Here is a 20,782-nt window from a genome sequence, read left to right as displayed (position 1 = left end):
CTGGAGACGCGTGTCCGGCCCGTGAGACGTGGGCTTCGGGGGGTGAGACGTCGGAGACGGGCGTACGGGCGGGGTGGGGACGAGGTGCGGAGGGGGCGGGGGAGGGGTGTGGCCGGGGTGCGGGAACGGCACGGCTTCGACGCGGGAACGGCCGGTTCGGGCAGGGGGTGCGAGGGGCATCCTTGGGTGCATGCCCGAACAGAGGAACGCATGGCGCAGGCACGACACGGCGGCGCTGGCGCGCGAGCTGCGCGGTGCCGTCCGCGGTGAGGTGGCCTTCGACGCGGCGGCGCGCGCTCTGATGACGATGGACGCCTCCAACTACCGGCGCGTGCCGCTCGGCGTCGTCGCCCCGCGCGACACGGAGGACCTGGCCGCCGCGCTCGCCGTCTGCCGGACGTACGGGGTGCCCGTCGTGCCGCGCGGCGGCGGCACGTCGATCGCGGGACAGGCGACCGGCACGGGCGTCGTCCTCGACTTCACCCGGCACATGCGCGCCATCACGGAACTGGATCCCGGGACCCGTACGGTCGTGGTCCAGCCGGGCGTCGTCCTCGACGATCTGCGGGCCGCCGCGGGGGTGTACGGGCTGACGTTCGGGCCGGACCCCTCCACGCACAGCCGCTGCACGCTCGGCGGCATGATCGGGAACAACGCGTGCGGCTCGCACTCGGTGGCGTGGGGAACGACAGCCGACAACATCTACGACCTCTCGGTCGTCCGCTACGGCGGCGGAGAGGAACTGCGCCTCGGCCAGGGCTGGCGCAGCGACGCACCCGAAGGACTGCGCGCACTGGTGAACGGCAACCTCGCGCTCCTGCGCACCGGGTTCCCCGAACTGCCGCGCCGCATCTCCGGATACGCACTGGACGCGCTGCTTCCCGAGAACGGCGTGAACGTCGCGCGGGCGTTCTGCGGAAGCGAGGGAACGCTCGCAGTGATGAGCAGGGCGACCGTACGCCTGGTGGACGCACCTCGCGCACGGGTACTCGCCGTTCTCGGGTACGCCGACGAGAGCGCCGCCGCCGAGGCCGCGCCCGCGCTCCTTCCGTACGGCCCGCTCACCGTGGAGGGCATGGCCGAGGACCTGGTGCCCGAACGGGAGCGGGCCCTGCTGCCGCGCGGCCGTGCGTGGCTGTTCGTGGAGATGGGCGGGGACACGCCGGCCGAGGCGCTCTCCCGTGCGCGACAGCTGCTGAAGGCCGCCCAGGCGCTCGACGCGGAGGTCGTCACGGGACCGGCGCAGCAGCGCGCCCTGTGGCGCGTCCGCGAGGACGCCGGCGGTACGGCGACGCGGATGCCCGACGGGAGCGAGGCATGGCCCGGCTGGGAGGACTGCGCCGTACCGCCCGCACGGCTCGGCGCGTACCTGCGCGACTTCAGGTCCCTGCTCGCCGGACACGGTCTGCGCGGCACGCCCTACGGCCACTTCGGCGACGGCTGCGTCCACGTCCGTATCGACTTCGACCTGCTGAGCGAGAGCGGCGTACGGCGCTTCCGCGCGTTCTCCGAGGAACAGGCGGAACTCGTCGTCGCGCACGGCGGCTCGCTCTCCGGTGAACACGGCGACGGACAGGCACGCGCCGAACTGCTCCCGAAGATGTACGGGAACGAACTCGTGGCGCTCTTCGGCCGGTTCAAGGACGTGTGGGACCCGGCCGGCGGAATGAACCCGGGCATGCTCGCCCGCCCCGCGCGGCTGGACGAGGACCTGCGCTTCGCGGTGCTGCCCGGGGAGCCCGTCGACGTCACCTTCGCCTACCCCCACGACGGCGGGGACTTCTCCGCCGCCGTACGCCGCTGTGTGGGTGTCGCCAAGTGCCGGACGGAGACGCCGTCGGGAGCGGGCGTGATGTGCCCCTCCTTCCGCGCCACCGGCGACGAACAGCACTCCACGCGCGGGCGCGCGCGTCTGCTGCACGAAATGCTCGCGGGGGAGGTCGTCACGGACGGCTGGCGGTCGGAGGAGGTGCGCGGCGCCCTCGACCTGTGCCTGTCCTGCAAGGGGTGCCGGAGCGACTGCCCGGTGGGCGTCGACATGGCGACGTACAAGGCGGAATTCCTGCACCACCACTACAGGGGCCGTGTGCGCCCCGCCGCGCACTACGCGATGGGGTGGCTTCCCGTGTGGCTGCGTGCGGCGGCGCCGTTCACGCGTGTGCTGCGGCCCGCTTCCCGGGTACGTCCGGTGGCCGCTCTCGTGAAGCGTCTGGGAGGCATCGCACCGGAACGCGACCTGCCCGCCCCCGCGCCCGGCACCTTCAGGAGCTGGTGGCGAGCGCGGAACAGGGCCGGGCGTCAGCCGGCGCAGGAGCCTGGTACGACGACGGTCGTCCTGTGGCCCGACACCTTCACCGACCACCTCTCCCCGGACGTCGGACGGGCCGCCGTGCGCGTGCTGGAAGCGGCCGGCCTGCGGGTCGCGGTGCCCCCGCGGCAGCTGTGCTGCGGCCTGACGTACGTCTCGACCGGACAGCTCGACAGGGCCCGCGCGGTCATGCGCCGCACCCTGGACGGCATGGAACGCGCCGCCGGGCTGCCCGTCGTCGTCCTGGAGCCGAGCTGCGCGGCCGCCCTCAAGGCGGACCTCCCCGAGCTCCTCCCGGACGACCCGAGAGCGGCCGCGCTCGCTTCCTCGGTACGCACCTTCGCGCAGGCACTGGAGGAGTACGCCCCGCACTGGCGGCCACCCGTGATCGACCGCCCGGTCGCCGGCCAGACGCACTGCCACCAGCACGCCGTACTGGGCGACGCGGCGGAACAGCGACTGCGCGAGCGGGCCGGCCTCGCAGGGCCCCTCAGCGGCGGCTGCTGCGGCCTCGCCGGGAACTTCGGCTTCGAGCGCGGCCACTACGACGTGTCGGTGGCCTGCGCGGAGGAACAGCTGCTCCCGTCGGTGCGCGAGGCCGCACAGGGAACGGAGCTCCTGGCGGACGGCTTCTCCTGCCGCACCCAGCTGGAACAGCTGGCGGGCCGCCGGGCGAGGCACCTGGCGGAGGTGCTGGCCGAAGGACTCGCGGCGGAACCGGCGGACGGGTCGGAGGGGCCGGCGACCCGGCCGGCAGAGGGGCTGTGAGCGGGATCCGGGTCAGGGGCAAGGCGCGCCACAGGGCCCGGGAGCGGTCCGGGTTCGTCGCGTCGTCCCGCTCGAAGCCGTCGCAGAAATAATGCAAGCACGCTTGCTTGTTTTCTGAAGCGCTGCCATGCTCCGGGACACATCGCCCTACCCCGAGGGGAGCGCACCGTGTCCGATCCGGCAGCCGTGCTCGACGACCTCCGTGCCGAAGGGGACGAACTCGACCAGTTGGCGGGCGGCCTGAGCGAGCGGCAGTGGTCGCTCGCCACGCCCGCACCGGGCTGGAGCATCGCCCATCAGATCGCCCACCTGGCCTGGACGGACACGGCGGCGCTGCTGTCCGTCACCGACCCCGAGGGCTTCGCGGCGGAGGTCCGGAAGGCGTTGGCCGCGCCCGAGCGCTTCGTCGACGAGGGCGCCGAGGCGGGGGCCGGGCTGCCGGCCGGTGAACTGCTGGCGCGGTGGCGGGACGGACGCGAGCGGCTCCGGCGCGCGCTGCGGGCGGCGCCGGACGGGGCGAGGTTCCCCTGGTACGGGCCGTCGATGAGCGCCGCTTCCATGGCGACCGGGCGGCTGATGGAGACCTGGGCGCACGGGCAGGACATCGCGGACGCGGTGGGCGTACGCCGGGAGCCGACGGCGCGGTTGCGGCACGTGGCCCGGATCGGGGTGCGGGCGCGCGGCTACGCCTTCGCGGTACGGGGACTGGCGCCGCCCGCCGAGGAGTTCCGGGTGGAGCTGACCGCACCGGACGGGCATGGGCCGAGGCTGTGGGCGTACGGGCCCGAGGACGCCCGTCAGCGGGTCACCGGACCGGCGCTCGACTTCTGCCTCCTGGTGACGCGGCGGGCCCACCGTGACGATCTCGCCGTACGTGCCGAGGGCGCCGACGCCGACCGGTGGTTGGACATCGCACAGGCGTTCGCCGGGCCTGCGGGCGCGGGGCGCGAGCCGAAGCGGGACGGGGGAGACGCGGGGCGCGAATCGAAGCGGGACGGGGGAGGGGCGTGAGCGCCGCGACGGGGCGGCGGCCGCTGCGGATCGGGAACGCCTCCGGCTTCTACGGCGACCGCTTCGACGCGATGAGGGAGATGCTCACCGGCGGTGCGCTCGACGTCCTCACCGGGGACTACCTCGCCGAACTGACCATGCTCGTCCTCGGACGCGACCGGCTGAAGGACCCGCGCCTCGGGTACGCCAAGACCTTCCTGCGGCAGCTGGAGGAGAACCTCGCCCTGGCGCACGAGCGCGGGGTGCGGATCGTGACCAACGCGGGAGGGCTGAACCCGGGAGGTCTCGCCGACGCCGTACGGGAACTCGCCGGCCGCACCGGTGTGCCGGTGCGGGTCGCGCATGTGGAGGGCGACGGTCTGCCGCTGCCCGAAGGGGCCCTGACCGCCAACGCCTACCTGGGAGGCGGCGGCATCGCGCAGTGCCTGCGGGCGGGCGCGGACGTGGTGGTGACGGGACGCGTCACGGACGCGGCGCTCGTCACCGGGCCGGCCGCGTGGTGGTTCGGCTGGGGGCCCGAGGAGTACGACCGCCTCGCGGGGGCGGTGGTGGCCGGGCACGTGCTGGAGTGCGGGACCCAGGCGACGGGCGGCAACTACGCGTTCTTCGCCGACCGTTCCCCGGAACACCGCGCGAGGCGTCCCGGGTTCCCGCTCGCGGAGATCCGTTCCGACGGTTCCTCGGTCGTCACGAAGCACCGGGGAACGGGCGGCCACGTCGACACGGGAACGGTCACCGCGCAGCTGCTGTACGAAACGGGCGCCCCCCGGTACGCCGGTCCCGACGTCACGGCACGCCTGGACACCGTCCGCCTCGCACCGGACGGGCCCGACCGGGTGCGGATCTCGGACGTACGCGGAGAGGCCCCGCCGCCCACCCTCAAGGTGGGGCTGACCCGTGTCGGCGGGTGGCGCGACGAGGTGGTGTTCGTACTGACCGGCCTGGACGTCGAGGCGAAGGCCGCGCTCGTACGGGACCAGGTGGAGGACGCGCTGCCGGCGGCCGGGCGGCGGCCGGCGGAGGTCCGCTGGGAGCTGGTGCGCACGGACCGGCCGGACGCGGACACCCAGGAGTGCGCGAGCGCGCTGCTGCGGCTGACCGTACGGGACCCGGATCCGGCGAACGTCGGCCGCGCGGTCAGCGGAGCGGCGGTCGAGCTCGCACTCGGCAGCTACCCGGGCTTCCATGTGACGGCGCCACCCGGGAAGGGCGCTCCGTACGGAGTCTTCGAGGCGCTGTACATCGCCGCGGAGGAGGTCGACCACGTGGCGGTGCTGCCGGACGGAGAACGGGTGAGGGTGCCGCACCCCGTACGCACGAGGGCGCTTGAGGCGCTTGAGGCGCTTGAGGCGTTCGAGACGGCCGACGCGGCTGTTCCCCTGCCCACGGCGTGGGCGGGGCCGGCGCCGACGCGCAGGGCGCCGCTCGGACTCGTCGCGGGCGCCCGCAGCGGGGACAAGGGCGGGGACGCGAACGTCGGCGTGTGGGCGCGCTCGGAGGACGCGTGGCGGTGGCTGGCGCACGCGCTGACGGTGGACCGCTTCCGGGAGCTGCTTCCGGAGACGGCGGACCTTCCCGTGACGCGGCACGTCCTGCCGAACCTGCGCGCGCTGAATTTCGTGGTCGAGGGCCTCCTGGGCGAGGGCGTCGCGTCCCGGGTCCGCTTCGACCCCCAGGCGAAGGCACTGGGCGAGTGGCTCCGCTCCCGGCACACCGACATCCCGGAGGTACTCCTGTGACGCCCCCTGTGACCACTCCTGCGGCGCAACGGCCTTCCCGCCGCCCGGCGGTGCGACACCCCGCGGCGGTGACCCCGTGACCGTGCTCCCCTCCGCACTGGACCCCAGGTCCCCCGAGTACGCCGCCCACCGCGCGGCCATGCTCGCCAAGCTGGCCGCCCTCGACGCCGAGCACGCCAAGGCGCTCGCCGGCGGCGGCGAGAAGTACGTCACCCGCCACCGCGAACGCGGCAAACTGCTCGCCCGCGAACGCGTCGAGCTGCTGCTCGACCCCGACACCCCGTTCCTGGAACTGTCACCGCTCGCCGCCTGGGGCAGCGCCTACGCCGTGGGCGCGTCCATGGTCACCGGGATCGGCATCGTCGAAGGCGTCGAGTGCGTGATCACCGCCACCGACCCGACGGTCCGCGGCGGCGCCTCCAACCCCTGGACCCTCAAGAAGGCCCTGCGGGCGAACGAGATCGCGTACGCGAACCGCCTCCCCTGCGTCAGCCTCGTCGAGTCCGGCGGTGCGGACCTCCCCTCCCAGAAGGAGATCTTCATCCCCGGCGGCGCGCTCTTCCGCGACCTCACCCGCCTCTCGGCGGCCGGCATCCCGACCGTCGCGGTCGTGTTCGGCAACTCCACCGCCGGCGGGGCGTACATCCCCGGCATGTCCGACCACACCGTCATGATCAAAGACCGGTCGAAGGTCTTCCTCGGCGGCCCGCCCCTGGTGAAGATGGCCACGGGCGAGGAGTCGGACGACGAATCCCTGGGCGGCGCCGACATGCACGCCCGCACCTCCGGCCTCGCCGACCACTTCGCCCTGGACGAGCACGACGCGCTGCGCCAGGCACGCCGCGTGGTCGCCCGCCTCAACTGGCGCAAGGCACACCCCGGTCCGGGCCCCGCCGAGCCGCCGAAGTACGACCCCGAGGAGCTGCTCGGCATCGTTCCCGGCGATCTGAAGACCCCCTTCGACCCCCACGAGGTCATCGCCCGGATCGTCGACGGCTCGGACTTCGACGCGTTCAAGCCGCTGTACGGGCCCAGCCTGGTGACGGGGTGGGCCGGGCTGCACGGCTACCCGGTGGGGGTGCTGGCCAACGCGCAGGGCGTGCTGTTCAGCGCGGAGTCCCAGAAGGCCGCCCAGTTCATCCAGCTGGCGAACCAGCGCGACATCCCGCTCCTCTTCCTGCACAACACCACCGGCTACATGGTCGGCAGGGAGTACGAGCAGGGCGGCATCATCAAGCACGGCGCGATGATGATCAACGCGGTGTCGAACTCGCGGGTGCCGCACCTGTCGGTGCTGATGGGCGCCTCCTACGGGGCGGGCCACTACGGCATGTGCGGCCGCGCCTACGACCCCCGCTTCCTCTTCGCCTGGCCCAGCGCCAAGTCCGCCGTCATGGGTCCGCAGCAGCTCGCCGGCGTCCTGTCGATCGTCGCGCGCGCGTCCGCCGCGGCGAAGGGGCAGCCGTACGACAACGAGGCCGACGCCGGCCTGCGCGCCGTGGTCGAGCAGCAGATCGAGGCGGAGTCCCTGCCGATGTTCCTGTCGGGGCGGCTGTACGACGACGGGGTCATCGACCCGCGCGACACCAGGACCGTGCTCGGCCTGTGCCTGTCCGCGATCCACACGGCACCGGTCGAAGGCGCGCGCGGCGGCTTCGGCGTCTTCCGGATGTGAGGGGCTCACCGATGATTTCCTCCGTCCTCGTCGCCAACCGGGGCGAGATCGCCTGCCGGGTCTTCCGTACGTGCGCGCGGCTCGGCATCACCACGGTCGCCGTGTACTCCGACGCGGACACGGGAGCGCTCCACGCGCGTTCCGCGGACGCCGCGGTACGCCTCCCGGGAACGGCCCCTTCCGACACGTACCTGCGCGGCGATCTCCTCGTGGAGGCGGCCCTGGCCGCCGGAGCGGACGCGGTGCATCCCGGGTACGGCTTCCTCTCCGAGAACGCCGGGTTCGCCCGCGCCGTACTGGACGCCGGCCTGGTGTGGATCGGACCGCCCCCCGGAGCGATCGACGCCATGGCCTCCAAGACGCGCGCCAAGGAACTCATGGCCGCTTCCGGCGTCCCCCTCCTGGCCCCCGTCGCCCCCGACCGGGCCACCGAGGCGGACCTCCCGCTGCTCCTCAAGGCGGCGGCGGGCGGCGGCGGCAGAGGCATGCGCGTCGTACGCGACCTGGCGGCGCTCCCGGGAGAGCTCGCAGCGGCCACCGCGGAAGCGCACGCGGCCTTCGGCGACGGCGAGGTCTTCGCCGAGCCGTACGTCGAACGCGGCCGCCACGTCGAGGTCCAGGTGATGGCCGACGCGCACGGCACGGTGTGGGCGCTCGGCACCCGCGACTGCTCCCTCCAGCGCCGCCACCAGAAGGTCGTGGAGGAGGCCCCCGCGCCCGGCCTGGACGACGCCCTGCGCGCCACCCTGTACGACGCCGCCGTGGCGGCGGCGCGGGCGGTGGACTACCGGGGCGCGGGAACCGTCGAGTTCCTGGTCTCCGCCGGGGGCAGCCCGTACTTCCTGGAGATGAACACCCGCCTCCAGGTCGAGCACCCGGTGACGGAAGCGGTGTTCGGCATCGACCTGGTGGCGCTCCAGCTGCGCGTCGCCGAGGGCGGGGCCCTGCCGCCCGGACCGCCGCTCCCCTCGGGGCACGCCGTGGAGGCCCGCCTCTACGCGGAGGACCCTTCCCGGGACTGGCAGCCGCAGGCGGGCCCCCTGCACGCCCTGAGCGTCACCGAGGCGCCCGGACTGCGGCTCGACAGCGGGTACGCGGCCGGGGACGTCGTCGGGGTGCACTACGACCCGATGCTGGCCAAGGTGATCGCCCACGCGCCCACCCGCGCCGAAGCGGTGCGCATGCTCGCCCACGCCCTGGAGCGGGCCCGCGTCCACGGTCCGGTGACCAACAGGGAGCTGCTCGTACGCTCGCTGCGCCACCCGGACTTCGCGGCCGGGCGGCTCGACACCGGGTTCTACGACCGGCACCTGGGCGAGCTGACGAAGGCGTCCCCGGACCCCTCGCGAGGGGCGCTGGCCGCGCTCGCCGCCGCCCTCGCCGACGCCGCCGCCCGGCAGGCGGCGGGAACACCGGCCGCCCGCCTCGGCGGCTGGCGCAACCTCCCCTCCCGGGCCCAGGTGAAGACCTACCGGACCGAGCCCGGCGGAGAAGACCACGAGATCCGCTACCGGAGCACCCGCGACGGCTTCACCGCGGAAGGCTTCCCGGACGTGCGCGCGCACGACGTACGCGCCGATCACGTGACCCTCGAAACCGGCGGCGTGCTGCGGCACTTCCGCGTCGCCGCGCACCCCGGCGGCCGGGTGTACGTCGACACGTCCACCGGCGGCTCCCACACCCTCACCGCCCTGCCCCGCTTCCCCGACCCCGCCACCCGCACCGCACCGGGCTCCCTGCTCGCGCCCATGCCCGGCACCGTCGTCCGCGTCGCCGAAGGGCTCACGGAGGGCGCCCGCGTCACCGCCGGACAGCCCCTGCTCTGGCTGGAGGCCATGAAGATGGAGCACCGCGTCCGCGCTCCCGCCTCCGGCACGCTCACCGCGCTCCACGCCGCCCCCGGCCACCAGGTCGAGGTCGGCGCCCTGCTCGCCGTCGTACAGGCCGAAGAGGCCGCCGAAGAGCCCCAGGAGGAACAGCAGCCATGAGCCCCAGCCCCGCCGTCGCGGAGACCGAGGAACACCAGGCGCTCCGAGCGGCCGTCGCCGCTCTCGGGAAGCGTTACGGACGCGCCTACGCCACCACCGTCGTACGCGAAGGAGCACACCCCGACGCGCTCTGGGCGGAGGCCGCCGAGCTCGGCTACCTCGGCGTGAACCTCCCCGAGGAGTACGGCGGAGGGGGCGGCGGCACGGCGGAACTGTCCATCGTCCTGGAGGAGCTGGGGGCCGCCGGCTGCCCGCTCCTCATGATGATCGTCTCGCCCGCCATCTGCGGCACCGTCATCGCCCGCTTCGGCACGGACCGGCAGAAGGCCACCTGGCTGCCCGGCCTCGCCGACGGCAGCCTCACCATGGCCTTCGGCATCACCGAACCCGACGCCGGATCGAACTCCCACCGGATCACCACCACGGCCCGCCGCGACGGTGGGGGGGACTGGCTGCTCACCGGACGCAAGGTCTTCGTCTCCGGCGTCGACATCGCCGACGCGACCCTGATCGTCGGCCGCACGGAGGACGCGAGGACGGGCCGCCTCAAACCGTGCCTGTTCATCGTCCCCCGCGACACCCCCGGCTTCCGGCGCTCGCAGATCGACATGGAACTCCAGGCCCCGGAGAAGCAGTTCGAGCTGGTCCTCGACGAGGTGCGCCTGCCCGCCGAAGCCCTCGTCGGCGACGAGGACGCCGGCCTCCTCCAGCTCTTCGCCGGACTCAACCCCGAACGCGTCATGACCGCCGCCTTCGCCCTGGGCATGGGCCGCTACGCGCTGGGCAGGGCCGTCGAGTACGCCAGGGAACGCACAGTCTGGAAGGCCCCCATCGGCTCCCACCAGGCCATCGCCCACCCCCTCGCCCAGGTCCACATCGAACTCGAACTGGCCCGCCTGATGACGCAGAAGGCCGCCCGCCTCTACGACGAGGGCGACGACCTCGGCGCGGGCGAGGCCGCCAACATGGCGAAGTACGCCGCCGCGGAAGCCTGTGTGAAGGCCGTCGACCAGGCCGTCCACACCCTGGGCGGCAACGGACTCACCCGCGAGTACGGTCTCGCGTCGCTCGTCACCGCCGCCCGGGTGGCCCGTATCGCGCCCGTCAGCCGAGAAATGATCCTCAACTTCGTCTCCCACCAGTCCCTGGGTCTCCCCAAGTCGTACTAGGACGCGCGATTCTGGCCACCACCCCTACCGCGGGAGGAAACCGTCATGGCGTTCCAGAGCGAGTACGCGCCCGTAGCACCCGTCGAACTGCCCATCCACGAAGCGGTGCTCGGGAAGGCCGCCGAGTACGGCGAAACGCCCGCCCTGATCGACGGGACGAACGGCGACACGATCACGTACGGCCAACTGGACGCCTTCCACCGGCGCGTCGCCGCCGCGCTCACCGAGGCGGGCCTGCGGCAGGGCGACGTACTCGCCCTGCACAGCCCCAACACCATCGCGTACCCGGTGGTCTTCTACGCCGCCACGCGCGCGGGGGCCTCCGTCACGACCGTCCACCCGCTGTCCACGGCGGAGGAGCTCGCCAAGCAGCTCGCCGACTCCTCCGCCCGCTGGATCGTCACCGTCTCGCCGCTCCTCGGCGTGGCGCGCAGGGCCGCCGAACTCGTCGGCGGGATCGAGGAGATCTTCGTCTGCGACCGTGCGGAGGGGCACCGTTCGGTCCTCGACATGCTCGCCTCGACCGCGCCCGAACCGCGGCTCGCCATCGACCCGTCCGAGGACATCGCGGTGCTCCCGTACTCGTCCGGCACCACGGGACTTCCCAAGGGCGTCATGCTGACGCACCGCAGCATCGCCACCAACCTGGCGCAACTGGACCCCTTCATCCCCGTGGGCCCCGGCGACCGCATCCTCGCGGTTCTGCCGTTCTTCCACATCTACGGCCTCACGGCTCTCATGAACGCACCCCTGCGCAAGGGTGCGACGGTCGTCGTACTTCCGCGCTTCGACCTCGCCCAGTTCCTCACGGCGATCGACAAGCACCGCATCAACGGCCTGTACGTCGCCCCGCCGATCGTCCTGGCCCTCGCCAAACACCCCGCCGTCGCCACGTACGACCTGTCCAGTCTGGAGTACGTCGTCAGCGCCGCCGCCCCGCTCGACGCCGCTCTCGCACGGGCCTGCTCGCACCGCCTCGGCCTGCCGCCCGTCCTCCAGGCGTACGGCATGACGGAACTGTCCCCCGGCACGCACGCCGTTCCCCGGAACGCACCGAACCCGCCCCCGGGAACGGTCGGAAAACTGCTCCCGGGAACGGAGATGCGCATCCTCTCCCTCGACGACCCCACGAAGGACATGGGCGTCGGAGAGGAGGGCGAGATCGCGATCCGTGGCCCCCAGGTGATGAAGGGCTACCTCGGCCGCCCCGACGCCACCGCCGCCATGATCGACGCCGACGGATGGGTGCACACCGGCGACGTCGGGAGGACCGACGCGGACGGCTGGCTCTTCGTCGTCGACCGCGTGAAGGAACTCATCAAGTACAAGGGCTTCCAGGTCGCCCCGGCCGAACTCGAAGCGCTCCTCCTCACCCACGAGGACATCGCGGACGCGGCGGTCGTCGGCGTGTACGACGCGGACGGCGAAGAGGTGCCCATGGCGTACGTCGTCCCGCAGCCCTCCGCCCGTCTCACCGAGGCCGACGTGACGGCGTACGTCGCCGAACGCGTCGCCCCGTACAAGAAGGTCCGCCGCGTCGCGTTCCTCACCAGCGTCCCCAGGGCGGCCACCGGAAAGATCCTCAGGCGCGAACTGCGCGCCCTGCACGCACGTGAAGGGGACCGCGCATGACCCTGGTACTCACCGCACACGAACGTGGGATCACCACCCTGACCCTCGACTCGCCGGCGAACCGCAACGCGCTGTCCGCACGGCTCGTCGGCGAGCTCGGCGACGCCCTGTCCGCGTGCGCGAAGGACCCCTCCGTACGGGCCGTACAGCTCACCCACACAGGGGGCACTTTCTGCGCGGGCGCCGACCTCACGTCCCCGCCCGGTCCGGCGGCCTTCGTCGCGCTCCTGCGGGGCCTCGCCGAACTGCCCAAGCCGGTGGTGGCACGGGTGGAGGGACACGTGCGGGCCGGCGGCCTCGGACTGCTCGGCGCGTGCGACATCTCCGCGGCGGGACCCGGCGCGAGCTTCGCGTTCACCGAGTCCCGGCTCGGGCTCGCCCCCGCCGTCGTCTCGATGCCGCTGCTGCCGCGCCTGGACCCGCGCGCCGCCGCCCGCTACTACCTGACCGGGGAACGGTTCGACGCGGCGGAAGCGGCCCGTACGGGACTGATCACCCTCGCGTCCGACGACGTGGACGAGGCGCTCGCGCCCGTGCTCGACGGGCTGCGCAGGGCCTCCCCCCAGGGGCTGGCCGAGTCCAAGCGCCTGGTCACGGCTACAGTGCTGGCAGCTTTCGACCGGGACGCGGACACGCTCGTCGAGCGCTCCGCGCGCCTGTTCGCCTCACGGGAGGCGGCCGAGGGCGTGACGGCATTCCTCGAACGACGGGACCCCGCATGGGTGCTGTGACCCCATCCCCGACCTCAACCCCACCCCCGAGCCCACCTCCACCCCCGGGCCGGGCCCCCTCCCCAGCCCCCTCCCCATCCCCATCCCCAGCCACGGGCACGGGCAAGGCACCCAAGCAGGACCGCTCCAGGGCCACCAGACAGCGCCTGCTGGAGGCCGCCGTGTCCTGCCTGGCCGAACGCGGCTGGGCGGGCTCCACGGTGACCGTCGTCGCGGAACGGGCCGGCGTCTCGCGGGGCGCCGCCCAGCACCACTTCCCGACCCGCGAAGACCTCTTCACGGCAGCCGTCGAGTACGTCGCCGAGGAGCGCTCCACGGCGCTGCGCGCACTGTTCCCGCAAGGCGCCGCGAACCGCAGGGCCGTGATCGGCGCGCTCGTCGACCTCTACACGGGACCGCTCTTCCGGGCCGCCCTCCACCTGTGGGTGGCCGCGTCCAACGAGGACCAGCTCGGCACCCGCGTCACCGAACTCGAAGGCCGCGTCGGCCGCGAGACACACCGCATCGCGGTGGAACTCCTCGGCGCCGACGAATCGGTTCCCGGCGTACGCGAGACCGTCCAGGGCCTCCTCGACATGGCCCGCGGCCTGGGCCTCGCCAACCTCCTCACCGACGACGCGACGCGACGCCGGCGCGTAGTGGCGCAGTGGGCCGCACTGCTCGACAGCGCGCTCGACGGCGCATTCGACAGCGCGCCGGACTGACGCCTGCGCGCGTACGTCAAGCACGTGAAGGCACGTGAAACGCCGGAGGGGCCGGGGAACAAGCGGCCCGGCCCCTCCGCGGTCGTGCGACCGCTCAGCGCGCGATGTCGTCGAAGCCCGTGACCTCCCGCGGGCCGCGCGACGCGGGACCGACGTACCGCGCGGAAGGCCGCACCAGGCGGCCCGTGCGCTTCTGCTCCAGGATGTGCGCGCTCCAGCCGGCCGTACGCGCGCACGTGAACATCGACGTGAACATGTGCGCCGGAACCTCCGCGAAGTCCAGCACGATCGCCGCCCAGAACTCCACGTTCGTCGCGAGCACCCGGTCGGGGCGCCGCGCGTGCAGCTCCTCCAGCGCCGCCTTCTCCAGCGCCTCGGCGACCTCGAAGCGCGGCGCGGCGAGCTCCTTCGCCGTACGCCGCAGAACGCGCGCCCGCGGGTCCTCGGCACGGTACACACGGTGGCCGAAGCCCATCAGGCGCTCGCCCTTGTCGAGGGCCCGCTTCACGTACGCGGTCGCGTCCCCGGTGCGCTCGATCTCCTCGATCATGCCCAGGACGCGCGAGGGCGCGCCACCGTGGAGCGGCCCGGACATGGCGCCGACCGCACCCGAGAGGGCCGCGGCCACGTCCGCGCCGGTCGACGCGATCACCCGCGCCGTGAACGTGGAGGCGTTCATGCCGTGCTCGGCGGCCGACGTCCAGTAGGCGTCGACGGCCTTGACGTGCTTGGGGTCGGGCTCGCCGCGCCAGCGCTTCATGAAGCGCTCCACCACGGTCTCCGCCTTGTCGATCTCCTTCTGCGGAACCATCGGCAGGCCCTGTCCGCGCGCCGACTGGGCGACGTACGACAGCGCCATCACGGCGGCGCGCGCCAGGTCGTCGCGCGCGGTCTGCTCGTCGATGTCGAGCAGCGGTTTCAGGCCCCATACGGGCGCGAGCATCGCCAGCGCGGACTGCACGTCGACGCGGATGTCACCGGAGTGGACGGGGATCGGAAACGGCTCGGCGGGCGGCAGCCCGGGATTGAACGCGCCGTCGACCAGCAGGCCCCACACGTTCCCGAAGGACACGTGCCCGACCAGCTCTTCGATGTCGACCCCCCGGTAGCGGAGCGCACCGCCCTCCTTGTCCGGTTCTGCGATCTCCGTTTCGAACGCGACGACCCCTTCGAGACCGGGTACGAAGTCGGACATCAGGCGGCTCCTCATGATGTGTTCGACAAGCATCGACAAGCGGCTCATGACCGGGGGTCAGGTGTCAGGTGCCATGGTCACCCCGGCGATTCCCCGCGCGGCCGGTGGGCACCCCACCGCTTCGCAAGCAGGCACGATATCCCCTGCTGTATGGAGGTCACAGTGCCCGGCGCCCACATTTTGGCGGGTTCCGCCGATGCGGGGAAGCGTGATTACCGGCACACTTCCCCATTTCCCGCGCAGAGGGTTGATGGCACCGGGTGCCGGGCAGACTGGACGGCTGCGGCAGGATGGCACCGTGCCGAACCGAGATTTCGATCCCGCCGCCATGCGCGAGCACTACCGCAGCGAAGCCTTCACGGAGGCGGAACTCGCAGCCGAGCCGATGGGTCAGTTCGACCACTGGTTCAGGCAGGTCGCCGCCGGCGGCCTCCACGAACCGAACGCCATGATCCTCTCCACGGCCACCCCCGACGGCCGGCCCTCCTCCCGCACGGTCCTGCTCAAGAAGTACGACCCCCGGGGCTTCGTCCTCTTCACGAACTACGCCTCCCGCAAGGGGCGCGAGATCGCGTCCAACCCGTACGTCTCCCTGCTCTTCCCGTGGCACCAGGTCGCGCGCCAGGTGATAGTCACCGGCACGGCCGCGCGGATCGGTCGCGACGAGACGGCGGCGTACTTCAGAACGCGTCCGCACGGCTCGCAGCTGGGGGCCTGGGCGAGCGCGCAGTCGTCGGTGGTCGCGTCACGCGAGGAGCTGCTCGCGCGCTACGAGGAGCTGGCGGCGCGCTACCCCGAGACGGAGCGCGTACCGGTGCCTCCGGAGTGGGGCGGGTACCGGATCGTTCCCGAGACGGTGGAGTTCTGGCAGGGCCACGCGAACCGCCTGCACGACCGCCTGCGGTACGTCGCCGAGGACGGCGCGTGGCGCGTGGAGCGCCTCTGCCCGTAGGGGCGGCCGCACAGGGCCCCCGCAAGCCCGTGCGCCCGAGAGGGCCCGTGGAACGCAGAAACCCGCGGGCTCTGGTCCCTCCGGAGAGGAGCCGGCCGGACTCACCGGCGAGCCCGCGGGTCGGTGACTGCTTGGGATTTCGGCCGACACCCTGTCGACCTGCACTGAGTGCGACGACGGGCCGTCAGCCCGCAGTCACCTCACGAGTCCGAAATGACATCACTTCCGAACCACCTCCCTTCACGTGTACTGCAAGCCTAAGAACCTCCCCCGCTCCCCACAACCGAATTACCGGCAGGCATCTTTTTCCCCGAACCGGGTGTGTGCTGCGTCACGTTCCAGTTGAATGATCCCGGGTTCAGCAGTGCAAGCAGTGCAGCGAAGGCGAACACCTGCAGGGGGTGCCGGGTGAGTGCTTCCCGGATGGGCGAGGCCACCGATGCGTTCGGTCCCGACGAGCCGGGACCGGGTTCCGGCGGTCTTCTCGCCGCGCTTCTCGACGGCATGGACGCCGCGCTCTGCGCCTTCGACGCGGACGGGGTGATCACCCACTGGAACCGCGAGGCCGAGAGGATCCTCGGGTGGACGGCCGGCGAGGCGGTCGGGCGGACCGGCTTCGCGGGGTGGGCGGCGCGGCCGGCGGACGCGGACGAGGTGCAGGGACGGCTGATGTCGGCGATGCACGCTCCGGGCCGGCAGGTGCACGAGTTCGCGCTTCTGCGCAAGGACGGCGGGCGCGTTCTCGTCCGGACGCAGTCGGCGGGCGTGCAGGGCGCGGAGGGCAAGCCCGCCGGGGTGTACTGCGCGTTCGGCGAGGTGCACGCGCAGATCGACCTGGAGCGGGCGATCGCGCTGAGCGAGGCGCTCTTCGAGGACGCGTCCTGGGGCGTCGTCCTGGTGGACGTGGACCTGCGCCCGACCGTCGTCAACGCGCACGCGGCGCGCGCACTGGGCGTGGGGCGTGCGGCGCTGCTGGGCCGTCCCCTGGGGGAGCACGTCGTGCAGGGCGTGGAGGAGCTGGAGGGCGCTCTCCAGCACGTACTGGCGGAAGGGGCGCCCCCGGCCCCCGCGGAGCTGTGGGTGACGCTGCGGGCGGCGGAGCCGGGCGGGAAGCGCGGACGGCGGTGCTGGCGCAGCGGCTTCCTGAGACTGGCCTCGCCGCTCGCCGAGGAGCCGGTTCCGCTGGGAGTCGGCTGGCTGTTCCAGGACATCACCGAAGCGAAGACGACGGAACAGGAAGCCGCGCAGCAGCGGTTCCGCGGCAACCAGCTGCACCGCGCGGGACGCGCGGCCGCCGAGTGCGAGGACCCGATGGAGGCCGCGCTGTCGTACCTCGACTTCGCCCTCGCCGGTTTCGCCGACCACGCGCTGGTCGACCTGACCGTGGGGGACCACCCGGCCCGCCTGGTCCGGGCGGCGGCCACGCCGTCGGGCGCCCCGGGCCCGTGCCTGCCGATGACCGGCGGAGCCGGTATCCCGGCCCCGTACCCGCCAGGCCATCCGGCACTCCAGTGCCTCGACCGGCTCGGTTCGGTACGGGCGAGCGGGGGCCCGGAGGGCTGGGCGGCGCGGCGCCAGTGGCCGGAGGACACCGTGCACGCCCTGTGCGTGGTGCTGCGCAGCCGCGGCAGGACGCTGGGTGTGGCCACGTTCCTGCGCGGTCCCAGCCGCAGCGCCTTCGAGCGCCCGGACGCGGCGTACGCGGAGAACATCGCCGTGCGCGTGGCGGCGGCGATCGACCTCCACCAGTGCCTGCGCGGGTCCTAGCCGCCGGTCGGGCCCTTTCAGCGGCGGAAGAAGATCCGGTCGCGGTACTCCGTCATCACGCGGCCGTTCCATTCGTGGCCGCCGTCGACGTTGCCCGAGCGCAGCAGGGGCGGTTCGATGCCGCGTTCCGCCAGGTCGCCCGCCGCCGTGGCCAGGACGGCCTGCATCAGGGCGCTCGTCACCACCGTCGAGGCGGGGGCGAAGGGTGCCTCGATCCCCTCCGCGGTGAGCTCGGCGTCACCGACCGCGATCTTGCTGTCGAGGACGATGTCGCAGTGGTCCTTGAGGTGCGTACCGGAGACGTGCCGGGACTTCGTCTCGCGCGCGTACGCCAGCGAGGTCACGCCGATGACCTTCAGGCCGAGCGCCCGCGCGTTCATCGCCATCTCCACCGGCAGGGCGTTGCGGCCCGACAGCGAGACGATCACCAGTACGTCGCCCGGCTCGGCGGGACTGCTGTCCAGCACGGCTCCCGCGAGCCCGTCGACGCGTTCCAGGGCGGAGCCGAGGGTGGCGGGCGTGACGTCCACGCCGACGGTCCCGGGAACGGCGAGAAGGTTCATCAGGGCGAGGCCGCCGGCCCGGTAGACGACGTCCTGGGCGGCCAGCGAGGAGTGACCCGCGCCGAAGGCGAACAGCCGGCGCCCCGCGGCCACGGCGTCGGCGATGGCGGCGCCGGCGGCCGAGATGCTCTCGGCCTCCTCGTCGCGGACCCGGTGCAGCAGCCCGATCGCGGCGTCGAAGAACTGACCGGCCAGTTTGCTTTCGCTCATCGCGGATGAGCCCCTTCCAGCGGTACGTCGTGCGACGGTGGCGCGGATCACGTTGCGGTCTGGACCAGCGCCCTGTCAATACGGCTTCCACCGGCGCGACACGGTTGTCGGTGCTATGCGTCAGAATTGGGTCAGGGCCAGCGCACGAGTAATCGAGGGGCACGTATGTCCGGACTGATCGACACAACGGAGATGTATCTCCGCACCATCCTCGAGCTCGAGGAAGAAGGCGTGGTCCCCATGCGCGCCCGTATCGCCGAGCGGCTCGACCAGAGCGGACCGACGGTGAGTCAGACCGTGGCGCGCATGGAGCGCGACGGTCTGGTGACGGTGGCGGGCGACCGCCATCTGGAGCTGACCGGCGAGGGCCGGATGCTCGCCACCCGCGTGATGCGCAAGCACCGGCTCGCCGAGTGCCTGCTCGTCGACGTGATCGGCCTGGAGTGGGAGCAGGTCCACGCGGAGGCATGCCGCTGGGAGCACGTGATGAGCGAGGCGGTGGAGCGGCGCGTCCTGGAGCTGCTGCGCCACCCGACGGAGTCCCCGTACGGGAACCCGATCCCGGGCCTGGAGGAACTGGGCGAGAAGGCCGAGGCCGATCCCTTCCTGGACGACAACATGGTCAGCCTGAACGACCTGGCGCCGGGCCCGGAGGGCAAGACCGTGGTCGTACGCCGGATCGGGGAGCCGATTCAGACGGACGCCCAGCTGATGTACACGCTGCGCCGTGCGGGTGTGCAGCCCGGATCGGTCGTGAGCGTGACGGAGTCGCCCGGCGGGGTGCTCGTCGGCAGCAGCGGTGAGGCCGCGGAGCTCGGCGCCGAGGTGGCCTCGCACGTTTTCGTCGCCAAGCGCTGACACCGGCGCCCCCGGCGGCAAGGTTCCGTGGTCCGGCGGTGGTTGGGGCCGGTCCGGCGATCCTCCGGAATCCCAGCGACCGGGCGGATCGCGTGCCAGGCTGTGACGGAGGCACATGACGTGAGGGCCGTCGGCCGGTCGGCTCGGGTCAGGCCCGGTCGGCCCGGTTCAGTCGTCCGGTTCGGTGGGGAGGGGCAGGGATGCGCCCGTCGCACCGGCACCCGCTGGGTGCCGCTCGTGTTCACGCTGTCCGCCGGGAAGGGGATGGCTCCGGCGCCCTGAGGCGCCGGAGCCCGTCCTCCCCTGTGCCGACCCGGAGCCCCGAGCTCCCAGGGTCGGCCCCCGCGGTCCGTCTTCCCCGAGCGGCCCGCCTCCCGTTGAAGATCTCCCCTCGGCAGCGGGAGCCAATCCTTGAGAGTGGTCACTCGAACGAGGGGTGTTGCGCGCCAAAACCGTGTTTTCGAATGCGGGTTCGATAGTCTCGCCGAGCTCGACCACTCATCAATGGACCACCCGGGGGACGAAGGGGGTGCCAGGACATATGGTGCGGCGCATCGATGTGACCGGAGCCGACGGTGTACGCCTCGCGGCCTGGGAGTTCGCCGACCCGCCCAAGGGGAGCGGAGAAACCGACCGCGCCTCCGGGGTCTTACTGCTCCACGGGCTGATGGGCCGTGCCGCGCACTGGGCGGGCACCGCGCGCTGGCTCTCCGAGCGCTACCGCGCCGTCGCCCTCGACCAGCGCGGACACGGCCGCAGCGAGAAGCCGGCCGACGGCCCGTACACGCGCGAGGCGTACGTCGCCGACGCCGAAGCCGCGGTCGAGCAGCTGGGTCTCGCGCCCGTCACCCTCATCGGCCATTCCATGGGCGCTCTCACCGCCTGGCAGCTCGCCGCCAAGCGCCCCGATCTCGTCCGCGCCGTCGTCATCTGCGACATGCGGGCCAGCGCGCTCGGCGCCGCTTCGCAGCGCGGGTGGGAGGACTGGTTCAGGTCCTGGCCCGTCCCGTTCGCCACACTGGCCGACGTCCGCAAGTGGTTCGGTGAGGACGACCCCTGGGTGGAGCGGCCGAGCCCGGCCCGCGGAGAGTTCTTCGCCGAGGTCATGGTCGAGCGCGCCGACGGCTGGCACCCGCTCTTCTCCCGCCGCCAGATGCTCACTTCCCGCGAGACCTGGGTGTACGAAGCCCACTGGGAGGAGCTCGCGCTGGTCCAGTGCCCCACCCTGGTGGTCCGCGGCCTCGACGGCGAACTGGGCCGCGCGGAGGCCCAGGAGATGGTCAGGGTCCTGCCGCGCGGGCAGTACGCCGAGGTGGTGGACGCGGGACACCTCATCCACTACGACCGGCCGGACGGCTGGCGCGCCGCGATCGAGCCGTTCCTGGAGGCGACCGCCGAGGAGACCGTCACCCCGCCCCTGAGCCGCCCCTGAGCCGTCTGCGAGCCGCCCCTGAGCCACCTCCGCTCCGAGCCGCCCTTGAGTCACCTCCGAGCCCCTTCGCGCTCCCGGCC

The 20,782-nt window shown here is 72.9% G+C and carries 15 protein-coding genes; 13 read left to right on the top strand and 2 right to left on the bottom strand.

The window, feature by feature from the left end; genetic code table 11:
• Positions 1-190: 190 nt before the first annotated feature.
• The 9 genes from ABD374_RS19725 (at position 191) to ABD374_RS19685 (ending at position 13,725) form a co-directional block, all read left to right on the top strand.
• Positions 191-3,076 (top strand): FAD-linked oxidase C-terminal domain-containing protein, encoded by a 2,886-nt coding sequence (locus ABD374_RS19725; protein WP_344496871.1) that lies wholly within the window; start codon positions 191-193, stop codon positions 3,074-3,076.
• 168 nt (positions 3,077-3,244) lie between these two features.
• Positions 3,245-4,087, top strand: coding sequence for a TIGR03084 family metal-binding protein (locus ABD374_RS19720; RefSeq protein WP_344496870.1), 843 nt, complete (start codon positions 3,245-3,247; stop codon positions 4,085-4,087).
• A 71-nt stretch (positions 4,088-4,158) separates the two neighbouring features.
• Positions 4,159-5,826, top strand: a complete 1,668-nt coding sequence (locus tag ABD374_RS19715) for an acyclic terpene utilization AtuA family protein (protein ID WP_425577281.1) — start codon at positions 4,159-4,161, stop codon at positions 5,824-5,826.
• A 76-nt stretch (positions 5,827-5,902) separates the two neighbouring features.
• The gene (locus ABD374_RS19710; protein WP_344496868.1) at positions 5,903-7,501 is read left to right on the top strand and encodes an acyl-CoA carboxylase subunit beta; all 1,599 of its coding nucleotides are present in this window, start codon (positions 5,903-5,905) and stop codon (positions 7,499-7,501) included.
• 11 nt (positions 7,502-7,512) lie between these two features.
• Positions 7,513-9,489: an acetyl/propionyl/methylcrotonyl-CoA carboxylase subunit alpha gene (locus ABD374_RS19705; protein ID WP_344496867.1), complete on the top strand. Its 1,977-nt coding sequence runs from the start codon at positions 7,513-7,515 to the stop codon at positions 9,487-9,489.
• Positions 9,486-10,658 (top strand): acyl-CoA dehydrogenase family protein, encoded by a 1,173-nt coding sequence (locus ABD374_RS19700; protein ID WP_344496866.1) that lies wholly within the window; start codon positions 9,486-9,488, stop codon positions 10,656-10,658. Before ABD374_RS19705 ends, ABD374_RS19700 begins: the two co-directional genes overlap by 4 nt.
• Before the next feature lie 45 nt (positions 10,659-10,703).
• On the top strand, positions 10,704-12,290 hold the full coding sequence (locus ABD374_RS19695) for a 4-coumarate--CoA ligase family protein (protein ID WP_344496865.1): 1,587 nt from the start codon (positions 10,704-10,706) through the stop codon (positions 12,288-12,290).
• Positions 12,287-13,021: an enoyl-CoA hydratase family protein gene (locus ABD374_RS19690; RefSeq protein ID WP_344496864.1), complete on the top strand. Its 735-nt coding sequence runs from the start codon at positions 12,287-12,289 to the stop codon at positions 13,019-13,021. The genes ABD374_RS19695 and ABD374_RS19690 overlap by 4 nt, the downstream gene beginning before the upstream one ends.
• Entirely contained in the window at positions 13,009-13,725 is a 717-nt protein-coding gene (locus ABD374_RS19685; protein WP_425577274.1) for a TetR/AcrR family transcriptional regulator, read from the top strand. Before ABD374_RS19690 ends, ABD374_RS19685 begins: the two co-directional genes overlap by 13 nt.
• 94 nt (positions 13,726-13,819) lie before the next feature.
• Here the strand turns inward: ABD374_RS19685 and ABD374_RS19680 are convergent, their stop codons facing one another.
• Positions 13,820-14,920 carry a citrate synthase 2 gene (locus ABD374_RS19680; protein ID WP_344496863.1) on the bottom strand — a complete coding sequence of 367 codons (1,101 nt, stop codon included), beginning with the start codon at positions 14,918-14,920 and terminating at the stop codon, positions 13,820-13,822.
• A gap of 328 nt (positions 14,921-15,248) precedes the next feature.
• On the opposite strand from ABD374_RS19680, the gene pdxH reads away from it, so the two are divergent.
• Both pdxH and ABD374_RS19670 read left to right on the top strand, forming a co-directional pair.
• Positions 15,249-15,872 (top strand): pyridoxamine 5'-phosphate oxidase, encoded by a 624-nt coding sequence (pdxH, locus tag ABD374_RS19675; protein ID WP_344496943.1) that lies wholly within the window; start codon positions 15,249-15,251, stop codon positions 15,870-15,872.
• Positions 15,873-16,280: 408 nt separating this feature from the next.
• Positions 16,281-17,639, top strand: a complete 1,359-nt coding sequence (locus tag ABD374_RS19670; RefSeq protein WP_344496862.1) for a PAS domain-containing protein — start codon at positions 16,281-16,283, stop codon at positions 17,637-17,639.
• A 17-nt stretch (positions 17,640-17,656) separates the two neighbouring features.
• Here the strand turns inward: ABD374_RS19670 and ABD374_RS19665 are convergent, their stop codons facing one another.
• Complete coding sequence (locus tag ABD374_RS19665; protein WP_344496861.1) at positions 17,657-18,412, bottom strand: SIS domain-containing protein; 756 nt, start codon at positions 18,410-18,412, stop codon at positions 17,657-17,659.
• Positions 18,413-18,577: 165 nt separating this feature from the next.
• On the opposite strand from ABD374_RS19665, the gene ABD374_RS19660 reads away from it, so the two are divergent.
• Entirely contained in the window at positions 18,578-19,270 is a 693-nt protein-coding gene (locus tag ABD374_RS19660) for an iron-dependent transcriptional repressor DtxR (RefSeq protein WP_344496860.1), read from the top strand.
• 541 nt (positions 19,271-19,811) lie between these two features.
• Positions 19,812-20,702: an alpha/beta fold hydrolase gene (locus ABD374_RS19655; RefSeq protein WP_344496859.1), complete on the top strand. Its 891-nt coding sequence runs from the start codon at positions 19,812-19,814 to the stop codon at positions 20,700-20,702.
• Positions 20,703-20,782 lie beyond the last annotated feature (80 nt).

This window comes from Streptomyces enissocaesilis (genome assembly GCF_039533765.1).
Classification (GTDB): Bacteria; Actinomycetota; Actinomycetes; order Streptomycetales; family Streptomycetaceae; genus Streptomyces; species Streptomyces enissocaesilis.
This window is presented reverse-complemented; position numbering and strand designations above follow the sequence as displayed.

What these genes read in the sequence shown, in the direction of transcription:
- ABD374_RS19665 (WP_344496861.1), bottom strand. Translation starts at nt 18,412, where the DNA reads ATGAGCGAAAGCAAACTGGCCGGTCAGTTCTTCGACGCCGCGATCGGG.
- ABD374_RS19690 (WP_344496864.1), top strand. Translation starts at nt 12,287, where the DNA reads ATGACCCTGGTACTCACCGCACACGAACGTGGGATCACCACCCTGACC.
- ABD374_RS19680 (WP_344496863.1), bottom strand. Translation starts at nt 14,920, where the DNA reads ATGTCCGACTTCGTACCCGGTCTCGAAGGGGTCGTCGCGTTCGAAACG.
- ABD374_RS19725 (WP_344496871.1), top strand. Translation starts at nt 191, where the DNA reads ATGCCCGAACAGAGGAACGCATGGCGCAGGCACGACACGGCGGCGCTG.
- pdxH (WP_344496943.1), top strand. Translation starts at nt 15,249, where the DNA reads ATGCGCGAGCACTACCGCAGCGAAGCCTTCACGGAGGCGGAACTCGCA.
- ABD374_RS19715 (WP_425577281.1), top strand. Translation starts at nt 4,159, where the DNA reads ATGAGGGAGATGCTCACCGGCGGTGCGCTCGACGTCCTCACCGGGGAC.
- ABD374_RS19655 (WP_344496859.1), top strand. Translation starts at nt 19,812, where the DNA reads ATGGTGCGGCGCATCGATGTGACCGGAGCCGACGGTGTACGCCTCGCG.
- ABD374_RS19705 (WP_344496867.1), top strand. Translation starts at nt 7,513, where the DNA reads ATGATTTCCTCCGTCCTCGTCGCCAACCGGGGCGAGATCGCCTGCCGG.
- ABD374_RS19685 (WP_425577274.1), top strand. Translation starts at nt 13,009, where the DNA reads ATGGGTGCTGTGACCCCATCCCCGACCTCAACCCCACCCCCGAGCCCA.
- ABD374_RS19660 (WP_344496860.1), top strand. Translation starts at nt 18,578, where the DNA reads ATGTCCGGACTGATCGACACAACGGAGATGTATCTCCGCACCATCCTC.
- ABD374_RS19695 (WP_344496865.1), top strand. Translation starts at nt 10,704, where the DNA reads ATGGCGTTCCAGAGCGAGTACGCGCCCGTAGCACCCGTCGAACTGCCC.
- ABD374_RS19700 (WP_344496866.1), top strand. Translation starts at nt 9,486, where the DNA reads ATGAGCCCCAGCCCCGCCGTCGCGGAGACCGAGGAACACCAGGCGCTC.